Source organism: Xenorhabdus thuongxuanensis, from assembly GCF_001908095.1.
GTDB lineage: Bacteria > Pseudomonadota > Gammaproteobacteria > Enterobacterales > Enterobacteriaceae > Xenorhabdus > Xenorhabdus thuongxuanensis.
Map to the genome: position 1 here is coordinate 14,311 of NZ_MKGR01000033.1, position 16,198 is coordinate 30,508.

Here is a 16,198-nt window from a genome sequence, read left to right on the forward strand (position 1 = left end):
TCATCAGGGCTCTTTGAAGCCGAATATATGTTTGCGACTACTGTTGTCAAAAAAGAAAAATAGGTTGCCCACTTGCATTGAGTCGGTGTCCATATATGGGTTTTTTGAACGATATGTTTCATACCATGATTCCTAATGTTATTGATATCTTAGATAAGTGTTATCGCTTCCCGCGAATTATTTATCGCAAGCATATTATATTGGACGAGTTTTCATCTCTTAATTACTATTAGTGGTTATATTTCGATGGAATATTCACCACCGGTGTCATCCATTCAAACCAGTCACAGGCTTTACCGATATGGCTCCCCCCCTTCGGATCAAAATGATAGTGATGATGTGAGATATCTTCACAATACCCGACAAAGGGCTGATCTATACGGTGAAGCTGAATAGCGGCCGCTTGCTCTTTGGACGTAGGGAAAAATGCCCCACCGGCTTCGGCAAACAGGTCGGTATCATCCTGCTGTGCGCCACAGTGTTCACAATGGTTTACCCAGTGCTGTCTGCGCAGTCGTTGGCTGACCACTTTGCGCAGGGTGTGGTGAAAACCGGGCAGCACGCTACGCACAATAGTGGGAATATCGGCGAGATAAAACAGAAACGCCGGGCTGTCCTGCTCGGTATAGTCCACTTCCGTGCCGGGTTCATCATCGTTATCCGCTTCCAGTAGCTGGTGTCCGGCCGGTAGCATAAATGCCGTCACGGTGGTGGGTTGATGACAGTGTGGGCATGACGTCCGGGTTTGGGCCAGATACCAGAATTCCGCATGGACATTGTAGAACGGCAACCAGTGCATAAACGGGGTCGGGTCAAAACTGTTGTCGATATACCAGGTTTGGGCGACCGCATCCCAGTGAGCGCCCAGCTTCCGTACTTTCTCGTATTCATCGTCGGGGACGTTTAAATCAATTCGCAGCATATGTCTTCCTTCATTATTAAATCGTTAACCCAATAAATTAGTCAGACTATTTAGCTAATTTTTACCAAAGCATAAAGAGTTTATTGCTGACTGCCGCGAAAAAACCCCGCATCCTCGGCATCTTGGCATCCATGACGAGGTGAGTGTTTATGCGCGGTGGTTTTTCGATATCCTGTTTTGCCGGCCTGCTGGGATTGGCTGTGTGGTGTATGCCGCTGGCTCAGGCGGCCGAGAAAGATGAGCTGGCCAGTGCAAAGCGTCTGATTGAGCAGGTACAAATGGCCCTGGCGCGCGCAAGTCTCGCAGAAAAGCACTCTGACCCTGCAAAACGCCCTCGTTATGACTTTGATTATCCGCGCATCAAAGCCGATCTCAACACCATTAAAGCCGGTATCGATCACTACCTTATGCCTTCCCGTGACCAGCCCCATGAATCCGGCTTGTTATCCGGCCATTACCGTCAGGAAAACCTGCAATGACGCCGGCGCAACGCCATGCCTTTGAAGTGGCCTCCGGACACTTTGATATCACTTTTTTGTATCTGGTGTGTGTCGGATTTTTCTTAGCCACTTTATTTTTCTGGGCGGCCTGGGCGGCGGTGGATGTCTGGAACAGCTGGGCAAATGAAAAAGTGCGTAATCAGACCCTCAGCCAGTTTGCCATCCGAACCGCGGTATTACTGGTCGTGGCTGTCTGGATGTTTGCGAGCTGAGGCAATGAACACAATGAAAAGGAACAGAGTCACTATGAAGCCCATTTTTACCGTCTGCCGGCGTATCGGTACCCGAATAAATGCCTTTCTTTTATTGTGCTGCCTGTCCTGTGAATCCGCCCGGGCTGATTTACCGGCTATCGAACCGCCAAAAAGTGGTGGCGGGGGCGGATTGCTGGGACAGGCGAAAGGGTACGCGCAGGATGGCATTGTGATTGGCGGGTTGATCCTCTCAGCGGTGGCGTTCTTTAAGGTTGCTTCGGCTGCCGTCGAAACGTTTTCCGAAGTGCGGGATGGCAAATCGACCTGGACCCAGTTTGGCGCCATCGTCGTGGTCGGCGTGGTGCTGTTGGTTGCCGTGATTTGGCTGCTGTCAAAATCGGCCAGCATTATTTTTTAAGGGCATCACCATGCAGACAATCGCTTTCTTACCGGACCGTTTAAACGCCGAACCGGTGGTCTTTCGCGGGTTCACCACGCCGGAGCTGGGACTGGCCGCCCTGGCGGGGATCGTGCTCGGACTGGCCGTCAGTCTTCCCCTGATCCCCTTAGCCGGTTGGGTCGTGCTCCCGACCGGCATGTTGGTGATGCCCTTGTTACTGATAAGCTTTGGCGGGCGTTGGCTCGCACACCTCAAGCGGGGTAAGCCGGAGAATTATCTCTGGCTGAAACTGGAAGAGAAAAAACGCCGGCTGGGTCTCGGTGATCCGGCCTTGATTATTGCCGCCCGGGGCTGGTCGTTGCGCCGTAGCCGGAGCGTGCGATGAGCCGGTTTCGTCATGCAATCAAAAACAGGGATCAGCATATTCTGACCCTGCGGGTGGCGTGCGGTATTTTGGTGCTGGTATTACTGCTGAGCCTGACGGGCTGGATGGCGTCACCGCGCAACCTCACTATCCATCATCCGCCGGACTTACGTACCGGCAGCACACGCCCGTGGTGGGAAGTGCCGGCGCCCAGTGTCTACAGTTTCGCCTTTTATATCTTCCAGCAACTGAATGCCTGGCCGAAAAATGGCGCACAGGACTATCCGGCCAAAATTGAGGCACTTTCTCCTTATCTGACGCCGGCCTGTCAGGATTTTCTGCGGGAAGATGCCAAAACCCGGGCTGACAGTGGCGAGCTGCTTGACCGGGTGCGCGTGGTGTATGAGATTCCCGGCCGCGGCTATGGGACGCGCCGTGTGACGGTGCGTGACCGGGATAACTGGGTGGTCCGGCTGGATTTGGTGGCCGATGAATATTATCACGCCGAACCGGTCAAACGGGCATTAGTGCGCTACCCCCTGAAAGTGGTGCGTTGGGAGGGTGATGCCGAGCGTAATCCCTTTGGGTTGGCACTGGATTGTTATGACGGCATGCCACAGCGGCTGGAAGCCCTGCCGCAACCTTTGGAACAGAAAAAGGGGGTATTTCAATGAAAGGATATCCACCTGGCTGTCGCCATGTTTGGCTGGGTTTGGCCTGCCTGTTGCTGTTTTGCGTCGGCGCTAAGGCCGATGAACTGATGAAATGGGAACGTGTGCCGTTAGCCATTGCGCTTAAGGTGGGGCAAGAGCGGATTATTTTTGCGGAGCGAAATGTGCGTATCGGTTTGCCGCCGTCACTCAGTGATAAATTGCGGGTACAAAGTGCCGGCGGGGCGGTGTACCTGAAAGCCAGCCATGCCTTCCCGTCAACCCGCCTGCAATTGCAGGACAGTGAAAACGGCGAAATCATCTTACTGGATGTGACCGCAGGAAAAACCGATGCCACTGAACCGGTACGGATTATTTACCCGAATGAAAAACAACCTGCTTCAACCGAAAAATCACAACACCAGAGTAAACCCCAATTATCTGCGCCCGTTCCGGTGGCCTTAACCCGCTATGCCGCGCAGCAACTGTATGCCCCATTACGTACCGTCGAGCCGGTGACCGGCATCCAGCCGGTGAACCTGCATTTACCTGAGTTTATCACGACGCTTTACCCGTCAGAGCCGATTGAAATTACCCCGCTGGCCGGCTGGAGACTGCACCATCACACTGTGGCAGCACTGAAACTGCGCAATCCCACCCAACGAAAAATCACCCTCGACCCGCGAGAATTACAGGGGCAGTTTGTCGCGGCCACGTTCCAGCATCGCTGGCTGGCTGAAACGGGAACGCCGGAGGATACGACGGTATTGTATCTGGTCACAAAAGGGCAGCCGGATAATACCTTTATCCCTGAGCCGGTATCGGTGAAACAGGGAGGCCGCCATGGAAGTTAAGTCTAATGCGTTGGTGAAAATACTGGTGCCGGTGGTATTGCTTATCGGCGGGGGTATTGGCATCAAAAGTTGCCGTTCAACGGAAAGTGCCGCGCCCGGCACGACAGCGAATAATGTGCTGGCCACGCTGTCACCGGAAGAGTTGCAGGCGCTGGGTGTCGGGGGCGATACGCCGGAAGATACCCTGCGTACCCTGATAGGCGCCCTCAATAAAGTGCGGGCAGAGCAGAAACGTTTAAGCCAGCAGAATGCCGATATTTTAAAAGAAAATAACCAGTTAAAAAGTCAGAATCAGGATGTTGCCAGCCAGATAGATACGGCGGTTGCGGCTATTCGTCGGGACGATGAACAGCGTCAGCGCACGTTGCAGGATGAGCAGCAGGGATTACTGGCACAGGTTGATTGGCTCACCGAGCGGTTAAATTCAGCACCGTCGCCTGCTCAGAACAGCCAGATGCCACCTGGGTGGGAGTATGCGGCTAATCCGGTCAAGGGGCAGGATGAACTTATCTGGATGACACCGGCCGATGAAAAACCGGTTGATCCCCCAAACGGGGCTGACGGCAAACCCGCCGCTAAATTCCCGACCACTTTTTTAAGTGAACAACCGGCAACGGGGCAAAATACCCCCCCGATCCCTTTGCTGAAGGAAGAAAACCAAAAACCGGTCTATACCCTGCCGGAAAATGCCACGCTGGCAGGCAGTCAGGCGATGACTGCGTTGCTCGGTCGGGTACCGGTCAATGGTACAGTGACAGATCCTTACCCGTTCAAGATCCTGATTGGCAAAGATAACCTGACCGCCAACGGTATCGAACTGCCGGCAGTGGAAGGGGCGGTGGTGTCCGGCTCGGCCAGTGGTGACTGGACCCTCTCCTGCGTACGCGGGCAGGTCAATTCCATCACGTTTGTGTTTCAGGATGGCACCGTGCGTACCCTGCCGGGCAAAGGGCAAAACCCGCAGGGTATCGGCTGGTTGTCGGATGAAAACGGCATTCCCTGTATCAGCGGTGAGCGTAAATCCAATGCCAGCACCTATCTGCCAACGTTGTTTGCCCTCTCGGCCATGAATTCAGCCGGGGACGCCTTGAACGAAAGCCAGCGTACCGCCCAAACCAACGGCACCGGTGGTATCACATCCGCCTTAACAGGCAATGCCGGACAGGCGGCATTAGGCAAAGCGATATCCGGGGGGATGAAGGAGATGGGCGAATGGCTCAAACAACGTTACAGCCAGACGTTTGATGCGGTTTACGTGCCGCCCGGTGCCGGCGTTGTGGTGCATATCACCCAGAGTCTGGCGATAGATTACGAAACGAAAGGCCGTAAGGTGCACTACGGCGTGAGTGAACCCACTCAATATGATACGACTCAGGAAGCCTTAGATTAATGGAAAAGCCTGTCTTTCAATGGCTGTTCAGTGCCAGCCAACCCTATTGCCTGCAAATTAACCGCCTCCTACACGCTGAACCTGTGCCGGTTCAGCTCTGCTGGCGGCCTGCCCATAAAAAAACATCCCGGCTCTGTCTTGCCATCGGCAATGCGTGTCAACCGCTGGGTGACGGTGATTTTACTGTTTTTCGTCTGTCAGACACACAGTGGCAATCGATGGTGGCAGGCAGCAGCGAGGCAGAGCCGGAACAGTGGGAGCGCCTGGCGTTTACGGTATCGGAACTGGCCGTCCACCCTGAGTTTGCCACCTTTACTGCCATGGGCACTACGGAGGTTCAGCGATGCGAAAAATAAACGCGGTTGTCGTGTTGTGTCTGTCAGGGCTGATGGCCGGTTGTTCAACCTCGAAAGACACGTTGCTGCCTGCCGGAAAGCAGACGGTGCTGGCGATGTGGCAGGGTAATAAAGCCGGCCACACGCCCGTGCAGGCAAGCACCGCATTGCGCAGAACGTTGACCGGGACCGAATGCAGACGAGCGCTGGAAGCGCCCTATCATTACAGCCGTTCGGCTGAGCAGGAAATCAGCCAGCAATTTCCCCGTCTCCCCAATCCCGATATGGTGATGTATGTGTTTCCGCATCTGGCGGCCGGCAATACGCCGATACCGGGCTACAGCACCGTGTTCCCGTTTTATCAGCAGGTACAGTACGCCCTGCCGGGTGAACGCACGGAGGCCCTGTGATGGAAATCCCCAAACCGCTGCACCGCCCCGGCCAGCTGCGTGAAGCCGATGAAGCCGCGATTTACCGGGCCAACCCTTCCATTATCGATTATCTGCCCTGGGTGGAATATCTGGAAGACGGTCAATGCCTGTTGCTGGATGATGGTGTCTCCGTCGGGGCAGTCTACCGCATCGAACCGGTGGCGACCGAAGGGCGTCCGCTTGAACGACTGGTTGAAATCCGGGATCAGCTGGAAGATGCGATCCAGGACAGTCTGGAGGAAGACGATATCTCGCCGTGGGTAGTGCAATTTTTTTGTCAGGACGAAGATGATCCTGCGGCCTATCTCAATACATTACGGGATTACGTCAAACCCTGGGCGCAAGGGACCGCGTTTACGGCGGCCTTTCTGGCTGAATCTGAGCGCCACCTGAACAGCATTGCCCGGCCTGAGGGCATCTTTCAGGATAGCCTGATCACCGGGCAACCGTGGCGGGGGCAGCAGCGCCAGACGCGCATGGTCGTCTATCGCTGGCTGCCTGCTCACCAATCACAGGCAACCAACTCAACGTTATCTTCAGTGGCCGCACTCAACCAGGTCTGCGAGCGGCTGGTATCGTCACTGGCGGCGGCGGGAATTGTGGCTGTCCGGCAGCATGGCGCGCAGATCCATCGTTGGTTGTTACGTCATTTTAATCCAGCCCCGGACTGGGGCATGGCAAAAGCCGATTTTTATCGCACGGTCAGTGATGAAACGCCCCCGCAGCCCGATCTCCCGCTTCATCATGATTTTGCCGAAAGCCTGTGGTTTACCCCGCCGGTGTCTGATCCTGACAATGGCATCTGGTGGTTTGATGGCCTGCCACATCAAGCGGTGCCGGTTGAACGTCTGCGCCGTCCGCCAGAACCGGGCACGCTGACGGGGGAAGTGAAACGGGGGGATAATATCAATGCGTTGATGGATATGATGCCGGAAGGCACCGTGGTTTCTTTGACCATCGTGGCGCAGGCTCAGGATACGCTGGAAGCGGATTTTACCCGGCTGGCAAAAAATGCGGTGGGGGAAAATACCGGATCGGCGCGTGTCCGGCAGGATGTGCAGGAAGTCAAAGCCTTACTGGGACGACGCCATAAACTGTACCGCAGTGCGCTGATCTTTCTGGTGCGGGGCAACGATATCACTGACCTGAACCAGCGGGTGCATCAGTTATCATCAACGTTACTGACCGCCGGATTACAGCCGGTGCGACCGGAATTCAGTGTGTCCCCGTTGAATGCCTATCTGCGCGCTTTGCCGATGGGGTTTAATCCGCAGAAAGATAAAAAACACTGGTACAGCCGCCTGAGCTGGGTGCAGCATCTGGCCGGACTGATGCCGGTGACCGGCCGTTCAACCGGCACCGGGCACCCGGGGTTAAGCTTCTTTAATCGCGGTGGGGCACCACTGACCTTCGATCCGATGAATAAACAGGATCGCACCCAGAATGCGCATTTATTATTATTTGGTCCGACCGGGGCAGGTAAATCCGCTACGTTGTGCGCCTCCCTGGTGCAACTGATGGCGATCCACCGACCGCGCCTGTTTATTGTCGAAGCCGGCAACAGCTTTGGTTTACTGGCCGATTACTACGCCAGTCTGGGGCTGACGGTGAATAAAATCGGTATTAAACCGGGCTGTGGGGTGAGTCTGGCGCTGTTTGCCGATGCGCACCAGCTGCTGCAACTGAGCCCCGGACAACTGTGTATTCATGAAGCCGATATTCCGGATACCGATGAATCGCAGGATGACGGGGATGAACAGCGTGATATTCTGGGTGAGATGGAAATCGCGGCCCGGCTGATGATCACCGGCGGTGAGAAAAAAGAGGAGGAGCGTTTAACCCGTTCCGACCGGGGTTTGATCCGCGAAGCCATTATGGTGGCGGCACACACCAGCCATGCTGAGGGACGCCAGATGCTGGCTTCTGACTTACAAAATGCGCTGTATGCTATCGCCCGCAATCATCGGCAGGATGAGCATGGGCAACCTTTAATTACGGCACACCGACGGGCGCGGGCAGATGAAATGGCCGGCGCCATGTCGATGTTTACCCAGGGTTTTGAAGGCGAACTGTTTAACCGTCCCGGCACCCCGTGGCCGGAAGTGGATGTCACCCTGATTGATTTGGGCACACTGGCACGGGAAAACTACTCGGCGCAAATGGCGCTGGCGATGGTCTCACTGATTAATACCGTCAATAACCTGGCCGAACGCGACCAGTATCAGGACAGGGAACTGCAACTGGTGATTGATGAAGGGCATATCACCACCACCAACCCGCTACTCTCCCCCTATATGACCAAAGTGGTGAAAATGTGGCGTAAACTGGGTGCCTGGCTGTGGCTGGCGACGCAAAACCTCGCCGATTATCCGGATACGGCTGAGAGAATGCTGAATATGGCCGAATGGTGGCTGTGCCTGACCATGCCCCCGGATGAAGTCGAACAAATCGCACGCTTCAAAAAACTTAACGAAGAACAGAAAGCTGTCTTGCTCTCCGCCAGTAAATTACCCCGCTGTTATACCGAAGGCGTGGTGCTGGCGAAAAAAATTGAAGCCCTGTTCCGGGTGGTGCCCCCGAGCCTTTATCTGGCACTGGGGATGACGGAAAAAGAAGAAAAAGCGGAACGACGGGCGTTAATGCGCGAGCATCAGTGCAGTGAACTGGAGGCGGCGATGTGGGTGGCCAGAAAAATGGATGTTGCTCGGGGATTGAAGGTTGATTTTATGAATTTCAAGGCCATCATTTAATTTATTGATTATTAATATTATTTTTTATGGCATATTGTTTAAAGAAAGCTCCCAGCTTTATAGCCGGGAGCTTTCTTTGTCTAGTCTTCGTACTTGAAGTCCATATTAAGCTTCATTTTTTCTACATCAAGAGAGATTGTACATCCATGCCAAAATGGAGTTTCTTGTGATTGTTTGTTTTCAATAAAAAAGCTCCTAAGTTCTTCTAGTAGGTCTGTCAGATCGCTTACAGCTCGAGCATCAGGATCAAACCAATCTAATTCCTCGCTTTTATCTATATAATCAAACTCATATTTACAACCATCTCTTTCTGGAAAAAGATCAGCCCGGACAATAATTTTTTTTGCATCTGTGGGACCCGCATCTACCAATAACTGTCCGATTTTTTGATATAACTCCTGATCATCCATTACTTATTTTCCGCCTTCAGAATTATTAAAGTTAACGATCACCGGTCTTCCTCCATCAATAGAATATTTAACATTGATTTTATCCGGGCGTACATTATTGCCTTTATAAACAGGTGTTATTTTAACATCAATTTGCTTACCGTCTTTCAAATCCTTGGCCCAAGAATTCTCCATCTTTTTCCATTCACCTTTATTCAGGTTTCCATTCATTGGAACAAGATTTATTTTTTCACCAGGTCCATTAAAGATGCTGGCAATTAGATGACCACCCTCATCTCCTGCATTACCAGTCTTACCTACTTTGCTTTGTTGGTAAGGACTTCTATCATTTTTAGACAAAACTAGAGTTGTTTCCACTTGCTTAGTACGGCTTAATGAGTCTGTATGGTATGTAATATTTCCATCCACAAGGTAAATCTCATTTGGCTTAGGTTTGTTTAGTGCTTTGCTCCAACCGCCTTTTTTACCTGAGTCTGTCTCTACATTACTTGAGTTTGTCTTTACAACCACCACCGTTGGCGAAGCACCCGGCTGATTTGTTTGTTGATTATGGGCTGAATTGGTGCCTTTTCCTTTAATTGAAAACTTTGTTTCGTTGCCTACCAGTACCTCAGCACCGTTAAGCACGTACTCCAGTATTTCACCTTTTGTACTGATATAGTCATTGATGACGGCATTGTCTTTATCCGTTTCTGTCTTCACAAACTCAACAACATCGCGATCATAATAAAATTCGCCGATACCTTGGAATTCCCCTATTGCTTCATTGGCGAGTTCGCGATGCGCAGCACCACAAATAGTCGGACTGTCCTTACAGGTGGTTTTTACCATGTCCCGATCTTCTGCCAGACTCTTACGCATTTTCTCAAAGATAGGTGTCGTATCTTCGCCTTTTTCTTTTGCTGCCTTGATTTGTCGATCCAATTTATACAGATCATATTTCAGGAAGTTATGCTCAAGAACTATTTCACCGGCGTCCGCGCCACCATGGGTTCCCTGTGCACTATTTGTAGCAAATGCCCCGGCAATACCACCAATAATCTTGCCGCCTGCCAGAATTTGAGCTGGATCATTAAACGTTTTAGCCAGTGTTACAGACGCCAGTCTGGCGGCAAATGCACCCGCTGCTGCGGCTTTTGCATCGCCCCCACCAATGTGTGCGGCAATAGCTGATACTGCTGCATGGCTGATAGCTTTTTCAGTAAAACCTAATGCAGCCCCATTTTTTCCGATGAAATCCGCACCTTCGATATTGACCTGAGTGCCTGCATTAGCAAGTAACGCGGTAGTGAAATTGTCTTTAAAGCTGCCACCGTTGATTGCAGTATTTAAACTGGAACTAATAACAGACTGCCCTGCAACACGTTGGGCGACTTTGCTCCATTCACTATTACTTAATAAAGGTACCTTAGTTGCACCGTTAGCCGCTTTCTCCACACCCATAAACTTGTCAAATCCGGCTAAAGCACCACCAATCGCCATTGAGGTAATAGTTGATTTTATAGTGTTACTACTACCCATATCCTTGAGAGTTTTGGACAGGTTTCCTTCATTATTAATAAGGCTAACTGCTGCTGTAGAAGCCAGAGAAGCGATACCAGCAGAAACTGCTCCGTATGTAGCGGTGCTTACTGTTGCCGCCGTTGCGGCGCTGGCTCCGGCTGCGGTAGCCGCACTACTGGCTGTACCTGCGGCAGCATTAGCCGCAGCAACAGTTACTCCAGCCCCTGCCGTGACTACAGCCACTGCAATGGCAATAACAGCAGCCGCGACAGGGTTTAATGCTTGGCTTTTATAATCCCAATTGTCATAAGCATCCTGAACTTCATTCCAGTGTACATCTTGCCGTTGAGCTAACCCTTTTAGCCAAGCCGTTTCAGCGATGTTGCCAAAATTTGCTAATACATTTTTCAAATCCTGGGCTTTCTGTGTTTTGATATCAGCACTAATCCCATTTGCTGCATCAATCGTTAATTTTCCACCAATGTGAACAGAAGGTAATACCCACGTTTCCGCAGTATGGCCGCTATCTCTGTTCTTAATGAAAAACCCTTTAGATTTACTAATGGTGTGTTCGAAGGAAACGTCTTTAACAGATTTAAAATTTATTTTCCCGTGCGTACTCGTCAACTTAGCATTATTATTGGTTTCGATCTTACTGGCTTCATAAGTACTGTCATCATGACTGAGTATATTAATATCACCATCCGCAATGAATTCAGTGACTTTATTTGTTACGCTGTGATGAGTACGGTTAATGGTTTTTTTCTTACCATACCACTTACGCTTTGTTTCACTGGTTTCATAATGACTGATATCTTCCATTGCCTGAGCATAGAGGTAACCGCCTTGGGCGGAAATATTTATAGCACCTTTAGCAATTAGTTTGGTAGCCTGAAATAGAAGGCCACCATTGGTCATAATGGTTAAATTACCTCCGCTATTTAAGCTGCTACCTTTATGAGTAATATTTGTTGTTGATCCATGACTACGATCAATTACCGTTGATTTAAGAAATATATCTCCGTTAGAGATAATATCAAGATCGTTTTTAGAAACCAGCTCAGAACCTGTGAAGTGAATATTTCCAAACCGATTAATTAATGAAATGTTTTTTCCTTTTATTTTACTCTCATCTAAATTCATTCTGTTAATCGTGATCATAGACAGATCTTTTTCTGATGAAAGATCCGCTTTATTAGAGATGATACTATTATCAGAAATGATATTAAGATCACTTTCAGATTTTATTTTATCTGATATGTTGATATATTTACCATGTAGGAAAATATTTTTAGCTGATATAGCATTTGATTCTGAGTATATTGATGAATCAAAATTGTTTATGTTTTTTTTAATTAAAACATCTTTAGAAAAATCAATGACAAGATTTTCTTTTGCATCTATAGTATTATCAAGTAACTTATCTCCTTTATTCCTCTCCAAAGAAAGATTATCTTGTTCAGCACTATTCCAATCATACCATTCTATATTTTTATCAAAGAAGCCAATGCCTTTTGGTTGATGGCGATAAAGGTCACCAACAATTATTGGTGACCTGCGAACAAAATAAACTTCAGCGGATGAGGCGGGAAATGTAGAATAGGGTTGCGGGTGGTAAGTGATGTTTCTAATATTTTTAAAATTTTCTCCAGTTAAAAATATATTTTTATGGCTGCTAATTTGACTGTTTATATTCCATAAATTATCACTGTTTATATAAATGTTTTTTCCAGCACTAATAAAGCTTGGATGAAAATTTTCTAAAACTTCCACATCTCTAGATAAATCGTTTATTTCATTCTCAATTACTTCAAGGAAATTAGCATCTTCATCAGGTATCACGATTTTGTCATCATAAGACTCTCTTATCTCGGCATAATCTTTTCGAAGTTCATCTATCTCTGACTGATCAATGGACTCTCTGGTTATATTTCTATCTTTTGAGGTGAAATAAATATTTCGGATGTTATATAAATCATCAGCTCTAATAATTAAGTCACCTTTATTGGTTTTTATTGTGGCAGATCTGTTTTGGATGAGTTTACTTTTATCTCCTTGTACATTTTTCTGAATCCACATATTATTATTGGCTTGCAGAAGTGCTTTTTGACCTGTATTAATTATAGTATCACCTAACACTCGCATATCTTGCCCAGCAACCACACCACTTTCATTTTTTATCTTATTACCTGCCAGAACAATATTTCGTCCAGATTGAATGTAAGGAGTATATTCAAAGCTTTTCGCAATACTAATCTCCTTAGCGCCAACATTTAAGTCTGTTTTAGCTTTAATGTTGCCGAGCTCCATTCTGCCATTAGAGCTTAATGTGATATCGTTTTGATTGCTGGTAATATTTTTAAGATTAACGCCAACGCCATCTTCCGTTGCTATCAGCCGTATTTTATTGGCATACATACCACCCAACGCCTTAGTATCAACAGCCAATGTTGGACGACTCCCTTCACCAGCAATGGTCTTGGTGGCGCCGTTTTTAAAGGAAATTTGGTTAGCACCCTGAGTGAGTGCAAGATTATTGGCCTGGATTTTGCCATTTAACTCAGTGGCCCGGCTAATAATATCGATATAATCTGTTGACTGACCATTTAACCCTTTCCCCCCAATCGTGATTTGGCCTTTTGTCACGCTCAGAGCTTCAAGTGCACCCTGAGTGTCAAATTGCGGTTTACCGGTCGTCAGTACTGCACCGGAGGTATTAATAAAGCCGCACCCATCACAAGTGATACCATTGGGGTTGGCTATCATGACATTGGCTTTCTGGCCGGCCACTTCCAGTTGCCCCAGTAGTTCAGAACGGCTGCTTCCGGTGACTTCGTTAATAATGAGTTCGGCTGCTTTGCCCCGTAGGTTAGCATTGGCGTTGATTTGACCAGTCAATTGAGAATTAACCGCTTGTGTGGCGTTATTTAATATTGCGCCCTGGGTGCCGGTATTAAATTCTTGATACGTATTGTGAGAGATTCCGGCATTATTGGGCGCCGCAATATTCACGACCGGCACATTGCCATTGTGATGCACCTGTGTCTGCGGATTATCAGGTGTAATACCGCCTGCCATGGCCGAGTTCAGCGGGTATATCCCTGTCAGATAAATCAAAAAATAACAGGTTCCCCTTGCCATAGGGCTATTAAATTTATCCATATTGTGTCCTTTGATTAAATCAAATCCAAATTTTTTGGTATGGTTTTATTAAAAGTTGAGTGATGCAGACCAATAAACCACCCAGTGGTCTGGTCTGAGGTGAGTGGGATAAGCCAGTGGTTTTCCTATTATGACCGTCTGACTCATCCTGTTGTGATTGAGTGAAATACCCAGTGATGCTCCCGTGACATTACCTCCTTCGATTTGTCCTTTTTTGTTGTTTTTTAACCACCCTGTATCCAGTGCACTATTTAAAGAAAGTTCACCCAATAAAGGGAGCGTGGTTAATTTCCAGTTCAGTTCATTGCGCCAATATCCGCCATTATTTCCTATGAGATTCTGTTCTTTAAATCCCCGGACGGAATATTGTCCGCCTAATGAAAGGCGCTCACTGGCATAAAGATTATCTGGAGTAAACTGCCCATACAGGGAGGTCAGGTAATAAATATCGTCAGTGACGGGAATAAAATAACTGCTGCTCAGACTGAACTTACGAAACTGACTTTTGGGGGCATTGCGGGTGCCGGAGTTATCTTTCGTCGTTCCCCAAATATCCAAACCACGGCTGAATATCGGGTTAAACGTCATATAGCCTCCTGCCAGCGTAGTACTGTAATTAGCTCCCAAACTGATAGTGTTTAACGTCGGGCTGTTAATGGATAACTTGACGCCAGCCGTAACATTGGAAGTTTGGCGACGGACTAACCCCATATTCAGAGCCAGTTTTTGTTTACCATCACGGTATAACGTCCGGTTTATTTTTAATTGATGAGTTTGGCCCTTACTTTCATGGCGGGCATTGAATGTATCTGGGGATATCATCTGGAACGAACTGTTTTTGGCATACTGGTAATCAACTGACCAGTAGCCATAAGGAATTGTCACCCCTGATGCGATGCTCCAGCTCTGGTGATTATGGCGAAAACCACTGTTACGGTTAGCTGAGATTGACCACCTGTCTGCAAGATGTAGTAAGTTATCCCACCCTATGGTGGTATTAATTTGTTCTGCTCCGGTATTTTTTTGCCCGCTGTTATCAAGACCCAGACTGGCATTGACCGGTAATCGGGAAGCCGTTCGCTTTAAAATGATGTCAGAATAACCGGATTGTTTAGCTGGCTGGATATCAATGGTTATCTGCTGGGAAGGAAGGCGGTTTAATTGCTCCATGCCCTGCTCAATATCCCGCAGATTAAGGACTTTGCCGACCATATTGGGAAACACCATTTTCAGGGCAAGGGGCGTTTCGCCGTCAAGCAGGATGGAGCCGACTTTTCCTTCCGTAACGGTAATCGTCAGAATGCCGGTGGATAAACCCTGCGCTTTTAATCCTGCCTGGGAAGTCACATAGCCTTTTTCTATATAGGTATTTGATACCTTACGGACTAATTCATTAATATTACTGGCGGTCAGGCAACGGGATAGATAAGGTTTGGATAATATCTGTTGCGCTGGTGCCGAGAGGTTTTCTGCGCCTTCAAACTGAATTTGGTGAATAAGATGGCAGGATGACACTTCATCATCAGATGTTGATGAGGTCGGTAGCGTTAACGTCATACTATTACGTATAGCATGGCGTTGTTGTTGTGCCTGCTCTAATAACTCTTTTTGTTGCTGGATAATTGTTTCCTGATCGGCAGGGCTGATAAAAGATGATGCGTTTGTTTTTCCGGAAATGAGCAATAAAACCAGTATCGGCATCTTTACAACGGTGAGAGAAGTTCTTTCCATAGAGTAAGGTTACATAAATTATAATAATTATTAATCTTATATATATTAATAATGAAAATCAATATCACTTGCATTTCTGTTATTATTTCCATTTTGGAGATAGCTAACTGTCTTTATCCAGGAAATTAATTTAATTATGGATTTACTTATCTAATTGAAATTTAACTATTTTTTGTTTTTTCATGATGTGCGGCAGATAAATGTAACCGTGCTATTGTTGAAAAAGTTTGGACAGCATTTGGGATTGTATCTTCTGACCTATATTAGCGATGAAGATTGAGATTCGCTCTCAATAGGTGAAAATTATTTGATTTTTTTACCTAATTTCCACTATTGGAAAAAGAATTAACCGCAGTATTTGACGCCCTTTTTCTGCATGTTACCCCTTTCAGTATGAATGAAAAGGGTCACAATCCGTGGTGCAAAAAAAACAATCCACCTGGCACAATAGAACAAAATGGCTGATTATTAGCGGGTTAAGTCTGTCGCTGAGTTTTCCAGGCCAGGCCAGGCCAGAAGATCAAAACCAAGATCTGCCGGCACAAAAACTGGCCGAAATCACCACCCAGTGGGGGCAACTGACTCAATCGCAGTCACCCAGC

15 protein-coding genes are annotated in these 16,198 nt (G+C 48.2%); 11 read left to right on the top strand and 4 right to left on the bottom strand.

Annotated elements, in window-relative coordinates:
• Positions 1 to 229: 229 nt before the first annotated feature.
• Positions 230 to 922, bottom strand: a complete 693-nt coding sequence (locus Xentx_RS16010; RefSeq protein WP_074021440.1) for a DUF5710 domain-containing protein — start codon at positions 920 to 922, stop codon at positions 230 to 232.
• A gap of 149 nt (positions 923 to 1,071) precedes the next feature.
• Between Xentx_RS16010 and Xentx_RS16015 the strand changes: the two genes are divergently transcribed.
• From Xentx_RS16015 to Xentx_RS16060, 10 genes are read left to right on the top strand one after another with little or no spacing between them, the layout of a single operon-like run.
• A complete protein-coding gene (locus tag Xentx_RS16015) occupies positions 1,072 to 1,401 on the top strand; it encodes an integrative conjugative element protein, RAQPRD family (RefSeq protein ID WP_074021442.1) in 330 nt (109 codons plus the stop codon).
• On the top strand, positions 1,398 to 1,634 hold the full coding sequence (locus Xentx_RS16020) for a TIGR03758 family integrating conjugative element protein (RefSeq protein WP_074021443.1): 237 nt from the start codon (positions 1,398 to 1,400) through the stop codon (positions 1,632 to 1,634). Before Xentx_RS16015 ends, Xentx_RS16020 begins: the two co-directional genes overlap by 4 nt.
• A 34-nt stretch (positions 1,635 to 1,668) precedes the next feature.
• Entirely contained in the window at positions 1,669 to 2,034 is a 366-nt protein-coding gene (locus Xentx_RS16025; protein ID WP_074021445.1) for a TIGR03745 family integrating conjugative element membrane protein, read from the top strand.
• A gap of 10 nt (positions 2,035 to 2,044) precedes the next feature.
• On the top strand, positions 2,045 to 2,401 hold the full coding sequence (locus tag Xentx_RS16030) for a TIGR03750 family conjugal transfer protein (RefSeq protein WP_074021447.1): 357 nt from the start codon (positions 2,045 to 2,047) through the stop codon (positions 2,399 to 2,401).
• Positions 2,398 to 3,054, top strand: coding sequence for a PFL_4703 family integrating conjugative element protein (locus tag Xentx_RS16035; protein ID WP_074021448.1), 657 nt, complete (start codon positions 2,398 to 2,400; stop codon positions 3,052 to 3,054). The genes Xentx_RS16030 and Xentx_RS16035 overlap by 4 nt, the downstream gene beginning before the upstream one ends.
• Positions 3,051 to 3,884: a TIGR03749 family integrating conjugative element protein gene (locus tag Xentx_RS16040; protein WP_074021450.1), complete on the top strand. Its 834-nt coding sequence runs from the start codon at positions 3,051 to 3,053 to the stop codon at positions 3,882 to 3,884. Before Xentx_RS16035 ends, Xentx_RS16040 begins: the two co-directional genes overlap by 4 nt.
• Positions 3,874 to 5,274 (top strand): TIGR03752 family integrating conjugative element protein, encoded by a 1,401-nt coding sequence (locus tag Xentx_RS16045; RefSeq protein ID WP_074021452.1) that lies wholly within the window; start codon positions 3,874 to 3,876, stop codon positions 5,272 to 5,274. The genes Xentx_RS16040 and Xentx_RS16045 overlap by 11 nt, the downstream gene beginning before the upstream one ends.
• The gene (locus tag Xentx_RS16050; RefSeq protein ID WP_074021454.1) at positions 5,274 to 5,630 is read left to right on the top strand and encodes a hypothetical protein; all 357 of its coding nucleotides are present in this window, start codon (positions 5,274 to 5,276) and stop codon (positions 5,628 to 5,630) included. Before Xentx_RS16045 ends, Xentx_RS16050 begins: the two co-directional genes overlap by 1 nt.
• The gene (locus Xentx_RS16055; protein ID WP_074021456.1) at positions 5,618 to 6,019 is read left to right on the top strand and encodes a TIGR03751 family conjugal transfer lipoprotein; all 402 of its coding nucleotides are present in this window, start codon (positions 5,618 to 5,620) and stop codon (positions 6,017 to 6,019) included. Before Xentx_RS16050 ends, Xentx_RS16055 begins: the two co-directional genes overlap by 13 nt.
• Complete coding sequence (locus tag Xentx_RS16060) at positions 6,019 to 8,790, top strand: conjugative transfer ATPase (RefSeq protein ID WP_074021458.1); 2,772 nt, start codon at positions 6,019 to 6,021, stop codon at positions 8,788 to 8,790. The genes Xentx_RS16055 and Xentx_RS16060 overlap by 1 nt, the downstream gene beginning before the upstream one ends.
• 80 nt (positions 8,791 to 8,870) lie before the next feature.
• On the opposite strand, the gene Xentx_RS16065 is transcribed toward Xentx_RS16060, so the two are convergent.
• The 3 genes from Xentx_RS16065 to Xentx_RS16075 are packed head-to-tail and all read right to left on the bottom strand — an operon-like array spanning position 8,871 to position 15,596.
• Positions 8,871 to 9,200: an immunity protein YezG family protein gene (locus Xentx_RS16065; protein ID WP_074021459.1), complete on the bottom strand. Its 330-nt coding sequence runs from the start codon at positions 9,198 to 9,200 to the stop codon at positions 8,871 to 8,873.
• 3 nt (positions 9,201 to 9,203) lie between these two features.
• Positions 9,204 to 13,865: a DUF637 domain-containing protein gene (locus tag Xentx_RS16070; RefSeq protein WP_074021461.1), complete on the bottom strand. Its 4,662-nt coding sequence runs from the start codon at positions 13,863 to 13,865 to the stop codon at positions 9,204 to 9,206.
• A 48-nt stretch (positions 13,866 to 13,913) separates the two neighbouring features.
• Complete coding sequence (locus Xentx_RS16075; RefSeq protein ID WP_074021463.1) at positions 13,914 to 15,596, bottom strand: ShlB/FhaC/HecB family hemolysin secretion/activation protein; 1,683 nt, start codon at positions 15,594 to 15,596, stop codon at positions 13,914 to 13,916.
• 416 nt (positions 15,597 to 16,012) lie between these two features.
• On the opposite strand from Xentx_RS16075, the gene Xentx_RS16080 reads away from it, so the two are divergent.
• On the top strand, positions 16,013 to 16,198 hold a 186-nt coding region (locus Xentx_RS16080; RefSeq protein ID WP_139292515.1), incomplete at its 3' end, for a hypothetical protein.

Bases quoted from the DNA above. Each gene is read 5' to 3' on its own strand.
- Xentx_RS16010 (WP_074021440.1), bottom strand. From the start codon at position 922: ATGCTGCGAATTGATTTAAACGTCCCCGACGATGAATACGAGAAAGTA.
- Xentx_RS16015 (WP_074021442.1), top strand. From the start codon at position 1,072: ATGCGCGGTGGTTTTTCGATATCCTGTTTTGCCGGCCTGCTGGGATTG.
- Xentx_RS16020 (WP_074021443.1), top strand. From the start codon at position 1,398: ATGACGCCGGCGCAACGCCATGCCTTTGAAGTGGCCTCCGGACACTTT.
- Xentx_RS16025 (WP_074021445.1), top strand. From the start codon at position 1,669: ATGAAGCCCATTTTTACCGTCTGCCGGCGTATCGGTACCCGAATAAAT.
- Xentx_RS16030 (WP_074021447.1), top strand. From the start codon at position 2,045: ATGCAGACAATCGCTTTCTTACCGGACCGTTTAAACGCCGAACCGGTG.
- Xentx_RS16035 (WP_074021448.1), top strand. From the start codon at position 2,398: ATGAGCCGGTTTCGTCATGCAATCAAAAACAGGGATCAGCATATTCTG.
- Xentx_RS16040 (WP_074021450.1), top strand. From the start codon at position 3,051: ATGAAAGGATATCCACCTGGCTGTCGCCATGTTTGGCTGGGTTTGGCC.
- Xentx_RS16045 (WP_074021452.1), top strand. From the start codon at position 3,874: ATGGAAGTTAAGTCTAATGCGTTGGTGAAAATACTGGTGCCGGTGGTA.
- Xentx_RS16050 (WP_074021454.1), top strand. From the start codon at position 5,274: ATGGAAAAGCCTGTCTTTCAATGGCTGTTCAGTGCCAGCCAACCCTAT.
- Xentx_RS16055 (WP_074021456.1), top strand. From the start codon at position 5,618: ATGCGAAAAATAAACGCGGTTGTCGTGTTGTGTCTGTCAGGGCTGATG.
- Xentx_RS16060 (WP_074021458.1), top strand. From the start codon at position 6,019: ATGGAAATCCCCAAACCGCTGCACCGCCCCGGCCAGCTGCGTGAAGCC.
- Xentx_RS16065 (WP_074021459.1), bottom strand. From the start codon at position 9,200: ATGGATGATCAGGAGTTATATCAAAAAATCGGACAGTTATTGGTAGAT.
- Xentx_RS16070 (WP_074021461.1), bottom strand. From the start codon at position 13,865: ATGGATAAATTTAATAGCCCTATGGCAAGGGGAACCTGTTATTTTTTG.
- Xentx_RS16075 (WP_074021463.1), bottom strand. From the start codon at position 15,596: ATGGAAAGAACTTCTCTCACCGTTGTAAAGATGCCGATACTGGTTTTA.